The sequence below is a fragment of the Halomonas sp. A29 genome, from assembly GCF_046723295.1.
Lineage (GTDB): Bacteria > Pseudomonadota > Gammaproteobacteria > Pseudomonadales > Halomonadaceae > Halomonas.
Genome location: NZ_JAXQPR010000005.1, coordinates 241,577 through 256,253, shown reverse-complemented (window position 1 = coordinate 256,253; position 14,677 = coordinate 241,577). Strand labels below are relative to the sequence as shown.

14 protein-coding genes are annotated in these 14,677 nt (G+C 65.0%); 3 read left to right on the top strand and 11 right to left on the bottom strand.

The window, feature by feature from the left end; all coding sequences use genetic code 11:
- Positions 1-6: 6 nt before the first annotated feature.
- Positions 7-3,837, top strand: a complete 3,831-nt coding sequence (locus SPH52_RS11595) for a YhdP family protein (RefSeq protein ID WP_411795178.1) — start codon at positions 7-9, stop codon at positions 3,835-3,837.
- Positions 3,834-5,285, top strand: coding sequence for a metalloprotease TldD (tldD, locus tag SPH52_RS11590; RefSeq protein WP_411795177.1), 1,452 nt, complete (start codon positions 3,834-3,836; stop codon positions 5,283-5,285). Before SPH52_RS11595 ends, tldD begins: the two co-directional genes overlap by 4 nt.
- 190 nt (positions 5,286-5,475) lie before the next feature.
- On the opposite strand, the gene yjgA is transcribed toward tldD, so the two are convergent.
- Positions 5,476-5,982: a ribosome biogenesis factor YjgA gene (gene yjgA, locus SPH52_RS11585; RefSeq protein ID WP_411795176.1), complete on the bottom strand. Its 507-nt coding sequence runs from the start codon at positions 5,980-5,982 to the stop codon at positions 5,476-5,478.
- A 148-nt stretch (positions 5,983-6,130) separates the two neighbouring features.
- Between yjgA and pmbA the strand changes: the two genes are divergently transcribed.
- Positions 6,131-7,471, top strand: a complete 1,341-nt coding sequence (gene pmbA / locus SPH52_RS11580; protein WP_411795175.1) for a metalloprotease PmbA — start codon at positions 6,131-6,133, stop codon at positions 7,469-7,471.
- Positions 7,472-7,476: 5 nt separating this feature from the next.
- Here pmbA and SPH52_RS11575 read toward each other — a convergent pair whose 3' ends face one another.
- The 10 genes from SPH52_RS11575 to SPH52_RS11530 form a co-directional block, all read right to left on the bottom strand.
- Complete coding sequence (locus SPH52_RS11575; RefSeq protein WP_411795174.1) at positions 7,477-7,746, bottom strand: HPr family phosphocarrier protein; 270 nt, start codon at positions 7,744-7,746, stop codon at positions 7,477-7,479.
- 2 nt (positions 7,747-7,748) lie between these two features.
- The gene (rapZ, locus tag SPH52_RS11570) at positions 7,749-8,669 is read right to left on the bottom strand and encodes an RNase adapter RapZ (RefSeq protein WP_411795173.1); all 921 of its coding nucleotides are present in this window, start codon (positions 8,667-8,669) and stop codon (positions 7,749-7,751) included.
- A 46-nt stretch (positions 8,670-8,715) separates the two neighbouring features.
- Entirely contained in the window at positions 8,716-9,186 is a 471-nt protein-coding gene (ptsN, locus tag SPH52_RS11565; RefSeq protein ID WP_411795172.1) for a PTS IIA-like nitrogen regulatory protein PtsN, read from the bottom strand.
- 6 nt (positions 9,187-9,192) lie between these two features.
- On the bottom strand, positions 9,193-9,501 hold the full coding sequence (gene hpf / locus SPH52_RS11560) for a ribosome hibernation-promoting factor, HPF/YfiA family (protein WP_411795171.1): 309 nt from the start codon (positions 9,499-9,501) through the stop codon (positions 9,193-9,195).
- A gap of 108 nt (positions 9,502-9,609) precedes the next feature.
- Positions 9,610-11,031 carry an RNA polymerase factor sigma-54 gene (locus tag SPH52_RS11555; RefSeq protein WP_411795170.1) on the bottom strand — a complete coding sequence of 474 codons (1,422 nt, stop codon included), beginning with the start codon at positions 11,029-11,031 and terminating at the stop codon, positions 9,610-9,612.
- Between the two features lie 158 nt (positions 11,032-11,189).
- On the bottom strand, positions 11,190-11,921 hold the full coding sequence (gene lptB, locus SPH52_RS11550) for an LPS export ABC transporter ATP-binding protein (protein ID WP_411795169.1): 732 nt from the start codon (positions 11,919-11,921) through the stop codon (positions 11,190-11,192).
- Position 11,922: 1 nt separating this feature from the next.
- On the bottom strand, positions 11,923-12,462 hold the full coding sequence (gene lptA, locus SPH52_RS11545) for a lipopolysaccharide transport periplasmic protein LptA (protein ID WP_411795168.1): 540 nt from the start codon (positions 12,460-12,462) through the stop codon (positions 11,923-11,925).
- A complete protein-coding gene (gene lptC / locus SPH52_RS11540; protein ID WP_411795167.1) occupies positions 12,459-13,079 on the bottom strand; it encodes an LPS export ABC transporter periplasmic protein LptC in 621 nt (206 codons plus the stop codon). Before lptC ends, lptA begins: the two co-directional genes overlap by 4 nt.
- Before the next feature lie 12 nt (positions 13,080-13,091).
- Complete coding sequence (locus SPH52_RS11535; protein ID WP_411795166.1) at positions 13,092-13,649, bottom strand: KdsC family phosphatase; 558 nt, start codon at positions 13,647-13,649, stop codon at positions 13,092-13,094.
- A 24-nt stretch (positions 13,650-13,673) separates the two neighbouring features.
- Positions 13,674-14,675 carry a KpsF/GutQ family sugar-phosphate isomerase gene (locus SPH52_RS11530; protein WP_411795165.1) on the bottom strand — a complete coding sequence of 334 codons (1,002 nt, stop codon included), beginning with the start codon at positions 14,673-14,675 and terminating at the stop codon, positions 13,674-13,676.
- Positions 14,676-14,677: the final 2 nt, after the last annotated feature.

The window sequence follows — 14,677 nt, the reverse complement described above, 5'->3', positions numbered from 1 at the left end:
CGGCCGATGCATCCTCTTCGTCAGGTAGGACGTTGGACCCTCACCCTGCTGGCTGTACTGCTGACGCTGGTGGCCGTGCTGCTGCTGGCCTTGCGTCTGGCCCTGTCCCAGGTCGATCAACTGGCGCCGCGCGTCGAGCGGTTGCTCGAAGCGCGCACCGGCGCTGCGGTGCAGCTGCGTGAATTCGATGCCCGGCTCGCCCGGCTCGATCCCGTCGTGGAGGGCGGTGGGCTCACGCTCAGTACTCATGAGGGGGAGGGCGGCCTACCGCTGCTCGAGGTTGGGCATGCCCGCTTGAGACTCGATACCGCTGCGAGCCTGCGTACCGGTGTGCCCGTTGTCGAGGACGCGCGTCTGACCGGGCTGACGCTTCACCTCTATCAGGATGAGCAAGGCGGCTGGCACTGGCCGGACCCGGCCAGGATCCCTCCGGAACTGCTGGAGGGTGAATTCGATCTCGATCGACTCGATTTCTGGGTCGGATTGCTGCTGCGCCAACGGGCCTGGGTGGAGAACGTGCGGCTGGTGCTGCACGGGCGCGAGCGTCGGGTCGACATGCTGGCGCCGCGCCTGCTGCTGACTGGCGACGAACGACGCGCACACCTCGAGGGCGAGGTGCATCTGGCGGGGCAGGAAGAGGCCTCGTTGCAGGCCGCCCTGGAAATCTTTCCCGGCCCCTCCGGTTTTCGCGACTTCAGTGCTGCCCTTCAGGCCGAGATGAAGCTTGGTACGTTGGTCGACCTGGTCGAGATATTCACGGCTGACGACCCCCTGCGGCTGGAAGATGCCAGTGGTGACGTCACCCTCTGGGGGCGCTGGCATCGTGGAGCCCTGGCAGACGCGAGACTGGATCTCGACATATCCAGGTTGGCCCTGCGTCGTGGCGACGATCTCATCCTGCTCGAGCCGCTCCGCGCGCGCGGGCAATGGCTGCGTAACGACGAAGGCTGGGAAGCCTGGCTGCAAGGCGATGCCTCGGCAGCCGACTGGGCGGAACCGCACGAACTCGAGCGGGAGCGGGAGCCGGCACTGCCGCATTTCTGGTATGTGCGCCATGACAGCGAGGGCTGGTGGTTGACCACCAGCCGTTTCGAGCTGGCATCGCTTGCCGCATGGCGCGAGCGCATCCTGCTACCCGAAGGTCTGGTGCGTACCATCGATGCCCTGGAGCCTCGCGGCCTGGTGTCGGGGCTCGGGGTCGGGCGGCGCAACGGACATTGGATAGCGCAGGCCGCCGTACACCAGGTTGAGGTGGAGCCCTGGGATGAAGTCCCGGGGGGTGGTCCGCTCGATGCCTGGGTCGAGGCACGGGATCTTTCGGGGCGAGTCGAATTCATCGGTGTGGGCGAGCCCGCGCTCAAGATACCGCAGCTCTACGAGGCTCCCATGGCACTCTCCCATGCCAGCGGTGAGGTGCGCTGGACCTACGAGGGGCCGCGGACTTTCGTCAGCGGACGCCATCTCATGGCGGGCTGGCAGGATGCCGAGGTGGAAGGCAGCTTTGGTCTGGCGATCGGTGGGGGCGTGCATGGTGGCCTGGGGCTGGACCTGCGCTTCCGCGACGTCGACGCCCTGGAGCGGCCGCTGGTGGATTGGCTTCCGGCCGATGTGCTGGGCGACGAGCTCGATGCCTGGCTGGCCGCGGGCGTAGCTGGTCGGGTGCCCAACGGAGAACTCAAGCTGCACCTGCCATTGAAGCGCGGGGGCAGTGGCGTCGAGCCACGCCTGCAGCTCGACCTGGAGATCGAAGAGGGCCGGCTACCCTTCGATCCGCAGTGGCCCGTGATCGAGTCAGTCGAAGGGCATCTCACGGCGGGTATCGGTACCTTGGATGCCGAGGTGCGTCATGCCGAGAGCCTGGGCGTCGTAGGCAGCAACGGGCGCGTCGTCATCGAGGATGACGTGTTGCGCGTCACGGGAGATCTGGCCGCGGATGGCGAGGCCTTGCGCCGTTACCTGCGTGCCATACCCGTAGACGGCATGGAGCAGGTCGACGACTGGCGCGGCGAGGGGCGAGCGCTTGGCCGGATCGAGATGGCCACCAGGCTTGGCGAAGAGGGGGGCTTCCAGCTCGATCTCGAAACCGAAGTGAGCCTGGAGCGGCTCGCCTATCTGCCGCTCGAGGTGCCGTTGGAGGACGTTACTGGGCCGCTTGCCTGGCGCCAGCGCGACGAAGATGGGGGGCTCGAGGGGCGTCTGGAGGGTCGCCTGTTCGGCGGCCCGGTCAATGCCGACATCGATACCCTGGCCGGTCATATCGAGCTCGATGGGGCCGCCGAAGTGGCGAGGATACTACAGCGGTTCGATGCCGGCGCCCTGGGCGCCAGGGTGTCGGGGCGCCTGCCTTGGCGGGGACGTTTCACGCTCGGCGAAGCGAACAACAGCTTCCGCTTCGACAGCAACCTGCAGGGTGTCGCCATCGATCTGCCGCCGCCGCTGGGCAAGGCTGCCGGTGAGGTGCGGCCGCTGTGGGTCCAGGCCGATATCGACCAGCAGCGAGTGGAGGCCGAGCTGGGAGGCGATGCACGGCTGCGCTGGCGGGGCTTGCCGTGGTCCGACATGGGGCAAGGGCAGTTCTGGCTGGGGCGGCTGCCGGAATCTCCCACCTGGCCCGAGCAGGAGGGTTGGTCGGGAGCGATCTACCAGTCCCGGCTCGACCTGATGGAGTGGGGCGAAGCGTTGGCACCGCTGCTGGGTAACGGTGCAACTGACGCCGGCGGCGGCCCTTCGCCGCTGCGCCACCTGCGGGTGGAAACCGCCTGCCTCGTTGGCCCGCAGGATTGCCTGGGAGTCATGACTGCCGAGGCGCGCCCACACACTGGTGGCGGCTGGCGTATCGGGTTGCAAGGCGGCCTGCTCGAAGGTTATCTCGATTATCGACCCTCCCTTTCCGACCCGTTGGACATCGCGCTCGAACGCCTGACCCTCGATGGCTTGCTGCCCGCCCAGACGGAAGGCACCGGCAACCTGTTTCAAGAACTCGACGTACCGCCCGATCCGACGTCGCTACCCGAGTGGGTTGCCGAGTTGCCCGACGGCCGCCTGCGCATCGCCGACATTCTCTACCAAGGTCGTGTCATAGGCCCGCTGACCGCTCGCTGGGAGGGAGGGGCCCAGCGGCTCAGGGTGGCGCCTCTGGGATTGACCTTGGGGCAGATCTCGGCGCGGGGTGAGATCGTGTGGGAGTCTGCCGGCCCCGGCGATAGCCTGACCCGCTCGCGGCTCGATCTCGACGGGCGCGACCTGGGAACGGCGCTGGAGCGGCTCGGCCAGCCGGTATCGATTCGCAGCAACGAGACCCGCGTGCGCAGCCAGTTGGCCTGGCCTGGTCCGCCTTGGCAATTTGCCCTGGCGCGTTCGCGAGGCAGCGTCGAAGTCGAGTTGCGCAATGGCCGCTTCGTCAATCTCGAGTCGCCCACGGCGCGGCTGGTGGGTCTGCTCAACGTCGATAACCTGGTACGCCGGCTGCGCATGGACTTTTCCGACGTGACCGGCCAGGGCACGGCCTTCGATCATGTAAGAGGTGCTGCTACCCTGTATGGGGGAGTACTGGAAACCAACGGCCCGGTAACGATCGATGGCCCAGCAACTTCCTTTACCCTGGACGGCACCGTCAATCTTGCCCGAGGAGAACTGGATCAGCGCCTGGGCGTCACAGTGCCGGTCAGCAGCAGCCTGCCGCTGGCGGCAGTGATCGCCGGTGCACCGGTGGTGGGTGGAGCGCTATTCATCGCCGACCGTCTCTTTGGCAGCGCCATCGACCGGGTTACCCGAATTCACTATCGCGTGCGGGGTCCCTGGACCTCGCCCGACATCACACTGGAAACCGCCGAATGACATCTTCACCTACCCTGCTCGATACCGTCGCCGAGATCCTGTTACACCCCGGTGGGCTGGACATCGACGCCCTCGATGTCGGCCTTGGCCATGTGCTGACGCCCGGCGTCGACTATGCCGATCTTTATTTCCAGAGGAGCTGGCAGGAGAGCTGGGTGCTGGAGGATGGCGAAGTCAAGGAGGCCGGCTACAACATCGACGGCGGTGTCGGCGTGCGTGCCATGGCAGGCGAGAAGACCGGCTTTGCCTATTCTAACCAGATCACCGTCGAGGCCCTGGCGGAGACGGGGCGTACGGCCTCCGGCATCGTGCGCAGCGGCACCAGCCTGCCGATCGGCTCGCGTGTCGTGAGCCAGAGTGTACTGCGCTACGCTTCGGTCGATCCGCTGTCCGGCCTCTCGGCCGAGGACAAGATTGCCATGCTCAAGCAGGCCGATCGCGTGGCTCGGGCCGCGGATCCGGCCATCGCCCAGGTGAGTGCGTCACTCTCCGGTGTGCATGAGGTCGTTCTGGTACGCGCCAGCGACGGTACGCTGGCGGCAGACATTCGCCCGCTGGTGCGTTTCAACGTCAGCGTCATTGCGGTGAAGAACGGCCGGCGTGAGCGTGGCAGTGCCGGCGGCGGCGGTCGCTATGCCATGTCGCGGCTGCGTGACGACAACGTTGCCGAGCGCTTTGCCAAGGAAGCCGTGCGCCAGGCGCTGGTCAACCTGGAGGCGGTCGATGCCCCGGCTGGTCAGATGCCGGTGGTGCTCGGCCCCGGCTGGCCTGGCATCCTGTTGCACGAAGCGGTGGGGCATGGCCTCGAGGGCGACTTCAACCGCAAGGGCAGCTCGGCTTTCGCCGGACGCATGGGGAAGCGCGTAGCTGCGTCCGGCGTCACGGTGGTGGACGATGCCACCCTGGCCGATCGGCGCGGCTCCATGAGCGTGGACGACGAAGGCACGCCGGGTCAGTACACCCCGCTGATCGAGGATGGCATTCTCACCGGCTACATGCAGGACAAGCTCAATGCTCGTCTGATGGGTATGCAGCCCACCGGCAACGCCCGGCGCGAGTCGTTCGCCCATATGCCGATGCCACGCATGACCAATACCTACATGCTGGCTGGCCAGGATGATCCGGCCGACATCCTTTCAAGCGTCAAACGAGGCATCTACGCAGTCAGCTTCGGCGGCGGCCAGGTCGACATCACCTCGGGCAAGTTCGTGTTCTCGGCCAGCGAGGCCTACCTGATCGAGGATGGCAAGATCACCGTGCCGGTCAAGGGCGCCACGCTGATCGGCAATGGCCCGGAGGCGATGGGCCGGGTGTCGATGATCGGCCACGACCTGGAGCTGGATACCGGTATCGGCGTATGCGGCAAGGAGGGGCAGGGCGTGCCGGTGGGCGTAGGCCAGCCGACGCTCAAGCTGGATGAGCTCACCGTTGGAGGAACGCAATCCTGAGGAGGGGGCTCTCTCATTGCATCCGCGACGAGAGCAAGGGGCTCAGGGGGCAGGCTGGAGAGGAGGTCCTACGCCATGGATGGCGTAGGTAGCGCCCACGGAAGGGCTTGCAGCGCCTCCTCGGAAGCCTGCCGCCGCGGCCCCGTGAAGCCAGGCGGTCGGTCGCAGGCTGTGTCCTGCGCCTGTGCTTTCACAAACCGGCGGTATCGCGGATCAGCTTGAACAGCTTGCGCGCATTGGCGGGGGGCTTGCCGCGTTCGCGCTCGCTCTTGGCGTTGCGGACCAGTTGGCGCAGTGCCTGGCGGTCGACATCGGGATGCTCCTCGATGAAGGCCTCGATGGCCGAGTCGTCCTGTTCGATCAGGCGATCGCGCCATTTCTCGAGGCGGTGGAAGGCGAGGTCGCGGCGTCGGCTCTCCTGCTCGATCTCGTCGAACACGGCCTGGATGGCTTCCAGGTCCTCGCGGCGCATCAACTTGCCGACATACTGCATATGGCGCCGGCGCCCTTCATGGGAGCGGATGCGAGAGGTCTCCTCGACGGCGGCGAGCATGTCTTCCGACAGCGGAAAGCGTGAACGCTCGGCAGGACTCATGGCTATGATCTGCTCACCCAGGGTCTGCAAGGCGTGCATTTCCCGCTTGAGCTGGGACTTGCTGGGTCTTTCGTCGGAGGGGGAGGGAATATCCTGGGTCATGCCGCATCCAAGTAGTGAAAGGGTCAGTGCTAGCCTGGCCATCGGGAGATGAATAGGTTCGAATGTCAGCAGTATATCAGTCCGTCGTGCTACGGCGGGAACAGACACGTACGGAAACCGGCACGGCCGGTGAACGAGGGAGAGACACATGAGCAAGGCTTTCGATGCCGCCGCCCAGCAGGTGCTGCTTGAGTCGCGCGCCGAGCAGGCGCTGACCCTGGCGAAACACCTGGGAGCCGACGCCTGCGAGGTGGGCGCCAGCGTCGATCAGGGGATCGGCATCAGCGTGCGCGAGGGCGAGGTTGAGTCCGTCGAGCTTTCCCGCGATCAGGGTATCGCCGTGACGGTCTACCTGCGTGGTCACAAGGGGAGTGCTTCCTCCACCGATGCCAGCGATGCTTCGATCCGTGAGGTCGTGGAGAAGGCCATGGCCATCGCGCTCTACACCGGCGAAGACCCCGCCGCCGGGCTGGCCGATCCCGAGCTGATGGCTACCCATCTGCCCGACCTCGATGTGCATCATCCTTGGCCGCTGTCCACCGAACAGGCCATCGAGCTGGCACTGGCCTGCGAAGCGGCCGGCCGTGCTGAACCCGGCATCCGCCAATCGGAAGGGGCCTCGCTCTCCAGCGGCGAGGGGGTGCGGATTTATGCCAACAGCCACGGTTTTGTCGGCAGTCAGCGCGGCAGCCGCCACTCGCTCTCCTGCATGCTCATCGCCGATGACGAGAACGGCATGCAGCGCGACTACGACTACACCAGCGCACGCAATCCGCAAGATCTGCTGGCCGCGGACGTGGTGGGCAGGAAGGCGGCCGAGCGCACCCTTCAGCGCCTCGGGGCCCGACGCCCGGCCACCGGTCGTCTACCGGTGTTGTTCGATGCCACCATCGCCAGCGGCCTCATTGGCCACCTGATGAGTGCCATCGCCGGCGGCTCGCTCTATCGTCAGGCCTCGTTCCTGTGTGATCGACTGGGAGAGCCGCTGTTTCCCGACTGGTTTACCCTCGGCGAGCGGCCCATGGAGCGCGGAGCCATGGCCAGTTCACCCTTCGACAACGATGGCGTACAGACCCGCGACAACGTTTTCATCGAGGATGGCCGCCTGGCCAGCTACATGCTGTCGGCCTACAGTGCCCGACGGCTTGGTATGCAGACCACCGGTAACGCTGGCGGTGCGCGAAACCTGCGCATCACGGCGCCGCTCACTTCGCGCGAAGAGCTGCTCGCGCGCCTGGGTCGCGGAATCGTGGTGACCGAGCTGATGGGGCAGGGGGTCAACGGTGTGACCGGTGATTACTCACGCGGCGCGGCAGGCTTCTGGGTGGAGAACGGCGAGATCCAGTACCCGATCGAGGAGTTCACCATCGCCAGCAACCTCGAGGCGATGTTCAAGGGGCTGCTGGCCGTAGGCAGCGACATCGACTCCCGCGGCAGCATTCACACCGGCAGCTGGCTGGTCGACGAGATGACCGTGGCTGGCGGTTAATAAGTTTACGTATCCTCATCGAAGCGGGCCTCGAATAGGACCTCGATGGCTTCGAGTACCGCTTCGGCATCCACCCCCTCGGCGCTGATCTCGAGTTCTGTGCCGCAGGGGGCGCCCAGCATTAGCAGTGCCATGATGTTGTTGGCGTTGGCCTGCTGTTGTCCCCGGTTGACGAAGACACGGGCACGAAAGGGCTGGCAGCACTGGACCAGCTTGGTGGCCGCTCGGGCGTGGAGACCGCGTTTGTTGGTCAGGGTCAGCTTGCGGCAGGGCACGCTCAGGGTTCCTTGCGTTCAGATGTCTCTGCGGTCTCTTCCTGTGCGGCGGTGACCGGTGTGTGGATGCCGAGCTCGCGATGGCGCAGGCGTACGTCGGGCTGCTGTTGGGCCAGGTGCTTGGCGAGGCGTTCGGCCAGGTAAACCGAGCGATGCTGGCCGCCGGTACAGCCGATGGCAACGGTAAGGTAGCTGCGGTGGGTGTCGCGGTAGGCCGGTAGCCAGCGTTCGACCCAGGCGATGATGTCGTCGAGCATTTCCTGGACGAGGGGATATTGCTCCAGGAACTCGACGATACTGGGTTCCCTGCCGGTGGCGGAGCGCAGGCGCGGATCCCAGTAGGGGTTGGGCAGGCAGCGGGCGTCGAAAACGATATCGGCGTCGAGCGGAACGCCGCCCTTGAAGCCGAACGACTCCACGGTCAGGGTCAACTGCTCTGCGCGATGGCAGGCCACTTGCTCGGTGATGCGTCCACGCAGGTCATGAACCGACAGGCGTGAAGTATCGATGATCAGGTCCGCCAGGTTGCGAATGTCGCTCAGCGTCACGTCTTCCGACTCGATGGCCTCGCCCAGGGTCATGTCCCTGCCGCGGGTCAACGGATGACGACGCCGGGTGGCAGAGTAGCGTTCGAGGAGAATGCGAGCATCGGTGGTCAGATAGATGATCTGGCAGTCGACCTGCTTGGCACGCAGTTCCTCCAGCAGCCGTGGGAAGCGCTCCAGGGCATGGGGCAGGTTGCGCGCATCGATGCTGACAGCAATCGAAGTCTGGATCGTGGGGGAATTGCGCAGTTCATCCACAAGCGATCCGAGCAGCATCGCCGGAAGGTTGTCGATGGCATAGTAGCCGATGTCCTCGAGCGCTTGCAGTGCGATCGACTTGCCGGAGCCGGAACGGCCGCTAATGATCACAAGCTGCATGACATTTCTCCTGATCAGGGGCTGGCCGAACGGCGAATAGGCAGAGTCAGGCCGAGGACTGTCGTCGGATCGCCTCGATGAGGCGCTCGTGGAGTTCGCGCTGGCTCGTGCACTTGCGCAGCCGCGCGCGCGTCTCGGTGTCGTTCATCACGCCTGCCACTTGGCTCAGCAACGACAGGTGAGTGTCGTCGGCCTCCTCGGGTACCAGCAGTACGAAGACGAGATCGACCGGCTCACCGTCGATGGCGTCGAAATCGATGGGCTCGGCCAGTTTGAGAAAGGCGGCCACGGGGCTGTGGCAGTGGGGGCTGCGGGCATGAGGAATCGCCACGCCATTGCCGATCCCGGTGCTGCCCAGCCTCTCGCGACCGACCAACCTGCCGAAGACCTCCTGACTGTCGAGGCTCGGAGTGTTCTGCGCAATGAAGGTGCTGAAGAACTCCAGCACCCTCTTCTTGCTACCCCCGGGAACGTCGAACAGCGCGCGTTCAGGGGGCAGTATGGTTTCCAGTGTCATGGCAGCTCAGCGAATGCCGGCGCCCTGAGCGCGCGCCTGGGCCTTTTCCTTGTGTTTGACCAGTTGACGGTCGAGCTTGTCAGTCAGCGCATCGATAGCGGCGTACATGTCAGAATCAGAGGCTTCGGCATGAAGGTCGGCGCCGGCGGCGTGCAGCGTGCAGGCAGCCTGTTGACGCTCCTTCTCGATGGAGAGCGTCACTTGCACGTTGGTGATGTTGTCGTAATGGCGCTGGACGCGGCTAAGCTTTTCGCTCACGTAGTCACGCAGTGGATCGGTCAGTTCAACATGATGGCCGGTGATGTTGACTTGCATGACAAGCTCCTTCGTCCTTCGGGTGGTGGCTCGATTGTAACCCTTTTTACTGCCCTGCAAACCCCCTCGGGAGTCGTGATTGCCCCGCGTCAACATTGTGTCGAGACATCAGCGAAAACGCTTGCGCTCGCTCGAGGAAGGAATTCCCAGCGCTTCACGATACTTCGCTACCGTGCGGCGTGCCACCTCGATGCCGCTCTCGGCCAGCAGATCCACCAGGCGGCTGTCGGAAAGCGGCTTGCGAGGCGGCTCGTCGGCGATCAGTTTGCGGATACGGGCGCGTATCGCCGTACTGGAGTGGGCGTCCCCCTCACCATTGCCACCGACGTGGCTGGAGAAGAAGTACTTCAGCTCGAATACGCCACGCGGCGTGTGGATGAATTTCTGTGTAGTCACCCGTGAAATGGTCGATTCGTGCATCTCGACGGTCTGGGCGATATCGGCCAGCACCAAGGGCTTCATGGCCTCTTCGCCCTGCTCGAGAAAGTCGATCTGGCGTGCCATGATCTCCCGTCCCACGCGCAGCAGGGTGTCGTTGCGGCTGGCGAGGCTCTTCATCAGCCAGCGCGCCTCCTGCAGGTGATCCTTGAGGAACTGGTTGTCCTGGCTCTTGTCGGCGCGTCGTACGAGTGCGACATAGTCGGGCTGGATACGTAGCCGGGGCAAGGCCTCGGCGTTGAGTTCCACGCGCCAGCCCGCTTCGTCGTGGTAGGCAACCAGGTCCGGAGTGACGTAGCTGCTGCTCACTTCGGCATAGGCGCTGCCAGGGCGGGGGTCCAGCGAGCGAACCAGGGCGATGACCTCATCCAGGGCATCGTCGTCCAGCCCCAGGCGACGCTTGAGGAGACGGCGATCATCGGAGGCCAATGCCTCGAGGAACTGGCGTACCAGGCGTCGGGTCTGGGGGAGCAGCGGTGTGTCGTCGGGCAGCGCGGCCAATTGCAGCATCAGGCACTCGCGCAGGTCGCGGGCGAACACGCCGGTAGGCTCGAACTGTTGCAGGCGTAGCAGGACCTGCTCGACCTCCCGGGTGGGCAGGCCTTCGAGGCCTTGCTGGCGCAGGCCGTCGCGGATCTCTTCCAGCGTTTGCGACAGATAACCGGCACCATCGACGGCGTCGATTAGACTCTCGGCGATAATGTGTTGGCGATCGCTCAGGTCGGTCATCGCCAATTGCCAGATCAGGTGGCCGGCCAGCGTCTGCCCCGAAGCCTGGCGCTCGAAGTCCGGTCCTTCACCGGTAGCGCCGCCGGAGCTCGTGCCATGATCGGGGTAGGTATCCGTCCAGTCGCTGTCGGTGGAGAGCTCGCTGGGGATTTCACTGGCCCAGTCATCGCTCTGGGTTTCGCTGACGGCCTGTTCACCGAAGTCGTCGTCAAGCTCCAGCATGGGGTTGGATTCCAGTGCCTGCTGGATCTCCTGACGTAGATCGAGGGTGGACAGCTGCAGAAGGGCAATGGCCTGCTGCAGTTGGGGGGTCATGGTCAGCTGGGTGCCGACACGCAGTTGCAAGGATGCTTTCATGGCCATGAGGATAACGGGCTCATCTGCCGGAAAACTCTACCCTAGACCGGTAGGCAGTGACATGCAAGAGAATTGATTGCAATATGCATGCCAGCGGCAATATTTATGCCTGATTAGAATGTTTTAAACAAAGATCAATTACTTGCTTAATGTGCAAGATTGCGTTATAGGCGGAAATCCTCGCCAAGGTAGACTTCCCGCACCCGCTTGTTGGCCAGGATGGCCTCGGCGTCGCCTTCAGCAATGATCTGGCCATCGCCGACGATATAGGCCGAGTCACAGATGTCGAGGGTTTCGCGGACATTGTGGTCGGTGATCAGCACGCCGATGTCGCGCGCCTTGAGCTGGCGGATGATGCCCTTGATCTCGCCCACCGAAATCGGATCGACCCCGGCGAAGGGTTCGTCGAGCAGGATGAAGGCCGGTTCGGTGGCCAGCGCCCGGGCGATCTCGACTCGACGCCGTTCACCGCCTGAGAGGCTCATGCCGAGGTTGTCGCGGATGTGGGTGACGTGGAAGTCTTCCAGCAGTTGTTGAAGCCTTGCCTGGCGCCCGCGTCGGTCGAGATCCTTGCGCGTCTCGAGGATGGCCATGATGTTGTCGGCTACCGATAGCTTGCGGAAGATCGACGCCTCCTGGGGCAGGTAGCCGATCCCGGCCTGGGCTCGCTGGTGCATGGCGCTGTGTGAGAGATCCATGTCGTCGATGTGCACTTCGCCGGCATCCGCCTTGACCAGCCCCACGATCATGTAGAACGAGGTGGTCTTGCCGGCCCCGTTGGGTCCGAGCAGACCGACCACGCAGCCCTGCTCGATGGAGAGACTGATGTCATGCACCACGCGGCGACGCTTGTAGCTCTTGGCCAGATGCCGGGCATGCAGGGTCTTCTTCAGCATTTCAGCGCTCCGGCTGCAGGGTCATGCGGATCCGCTGGCGTCCTTCGACGCCCTCGCTCTCGGCGCGGGCCTGTACCACCCGACGGTCGAGGAAGTACTCCAGGTAGCCGCCGTCGAAGGTGTCGCCGCCCTGGTGCAGCTCGGCGCGGTCGATCAGTTCCACTCGGCGCTCGGCCACGTGATAGATGATCGTGCGGCCCCAGCCTCGCACCACGGGTTGGTCGGGGTCGGGCTGTTGCTCGATGTAGGCGCGTTCGCCGCGGGCCGTGGCACGGGAGAGTTCGCCGGCCGCATTGCGCTGGAACTCGACTCGGTCACCGGTGAGTCGCATGGTGCCTTGGCGAATGTCGACCTCGCCGGTATAGACGGCAGTGCCGGCGACATCGTCCAGATCGAGCCGGTCGGCCTCGACCTCGATGGGTTGCTCGGCGTCGCGTTGCTGCGCCGTAGCCGAACCGATACCTGCAAGACCGAACAACGCCATGCCAACCAGCGCTGGGGTGAGCAGCTTGCGGACGGTCGGGAGCTTGCATCGCTTCATGGCGTGAAATCCTCTAGGTTGACGGCGTCGGCCTGCCCCGGCTGAGCGCCTTCCGAGGGGTGGTGGCCGCGCACATTGTCGGTCAAACGTGCCCGGTTGTCATGGATCCAGGCGTCGAAGCGCTCGCCGCGCATGTGCTGCGGTGGCTGCTGTAGCAGGGCGGGTGTATCGCTCCAGGCATGTCCCACATCGGCATCGAAGTGCAGAGTCTCTGTATCGAGCTGCCAGTGCTCCTCGGGGGCGAACAGGCGGGCGTCACCTGAGAGGGTCAGCGGGTTGCCGCCAGGGCCGAGACGACCTTCCATGCCGCTTGCCATCCAAAGCCGGCCTTCGCGGTCGATCAGGTGGGCCAGCGGTGTGACGGCGCGGGTGACGTCGTCGTGGGGTGTATGCACCAGCCTAGGACTCTCCAGGCGCTGGTGGGCCCGACCCTCCGCATCGAAACGGGTCAACTGCGCCTGTTCCAGGAAATAGTCGGGCTCGCCGGCCTCGTCGGTGGGTACCGGGCCGGGGGCTGGCGCCTGCCAGGGATCCAGCCAGGCGATCAGGGCGCCCAGGCCGAGCAGCAGCAGGAACAGCCAGACACGGAACGAGGGGCGTGGCAGCCTACGCAGCATATCCGAACGGCCTCAACGCTTGCCGTGGAGATAGGTGTCGACCAGCGCATCGCGATGCCCTTGCGCTTCGAGCAGCATGTCGCAGATCTCGCGCACCGCGCCATGTCCACCTTTGCGTTGGGTGACGTAGTCTGCCAGCGCGCGCATGTAGGTGGGGGAGTCGGGTACGGTGATGCCGATGCCGGCGCGCTGAATGACTGCCAGGTCGGGCAGGTCGTCGCCGCAGTAGGCGACCTGCTCGAGTTCGAGCCCCTTGCGTGAGCACAGTTCGCGCAGAGTGGTGAGCTTGTCCTCGCAGGCCTGGAAGACATGGTCGATGCCCAGTGCGGCGGCACGGTGGCTGACCATGGGTGATTCGCGTCCGGTCAGGAAAGCCACCTGCAGGCCGGCACGCCGCAGCAGCTTGAGACCCAGGCCGTCCTGCGTGTGAAACGCCTTGATCTCTACGCCATCGGCCTGGAAATAGAGTCGGCCGTCGGTGAGTACACCGTCCACGTCCAGTGCCAGTAGGCGAATCTTGCGCAGACGGTCGACAAGGCGCGGATCGATGGTGGAGGTGGCCAGAGCCATGGGCTCTCCTTGGTCAGGGTGAGGTCAGATGACGCCGCTTCGCAGCAGGTCATGCATGTGTAGGGCGCCGATCGGATGCCCCGTTTCGTCAACGACGGCAAGCGCCGTTATCAGGTTGTCTTCCATGATGCGCACCGCTTCGGCGGCCAGCATGTCGGGAAAGATTCGCTTGCCGGGGCGGGTCATGACGTCGTCCACCGTCAGCTGGCTGAGATCCTGATGCTGGTCGAGTGTGCGACGCAGGTCGCCGTCGGTATAGACACCGATAAGCTGATTCTGCTCATCGACGACACAGGTGAAGCCGAGCCCTTGGCGGGTGATTTCAAGCAGGGCGTCGCGCAGGGGACTGCCGAGCGGCACCCGGGGCAGCCGGTCGCCCTGATGCATCAGGTCGCTGACGCGCAGCAGCAGGCGCTTGCCCAGGCTGCCACCGGGGTGTGAGAGGGCGAAATCCTCGGCGGTGAAGCCGCGCGCCTCGAGCAGGGCCACGGCCAAGGCGTCGCCCAGCACCAGGGCGGCGGTGGTCGAGGCCGTCGGTGCCAGGTCCAGTGGGCAGGCCTCACGCTCGACGCCGGCATCGAGATGGGCGTCGGCGTGGCGTGCCAGCGTCGAGTCGGGGCGCCCGGTCATGCTGATCAGCGGCGTGCCGATGCGCTTGAGCAGCGGCAGCAGGGCAGTGACTTCGGCCGTTTCACCGGAGTTCGACAGTGCCACTACCACGTCGCCCGGTGTGATCATGCCCAGATCACCGTGGCTGGCTTCGCCGGGGTGGACGAAGAACGCTGGCGTGCCGGTGCTGGCAAGCGTCGCGGCGATCTTGCCTGCGACATGGCCCGACTTGCCCATGCCGGTCACTATCACACGCCCCCGGCAGGCGAGCATCAGCTCACAGGCGCGGTCGAAGTGGCTGTCGAGGCGTTCGGCCAGAGCAGCGATGGCTTGCTCTTCGATTTTCAGGGTGCGACGAGCGCTGTCTCGCAGTGGCGAGGAATCGGCGCTCTGAGCTGGGGAATCGTCTGTGTTCATGG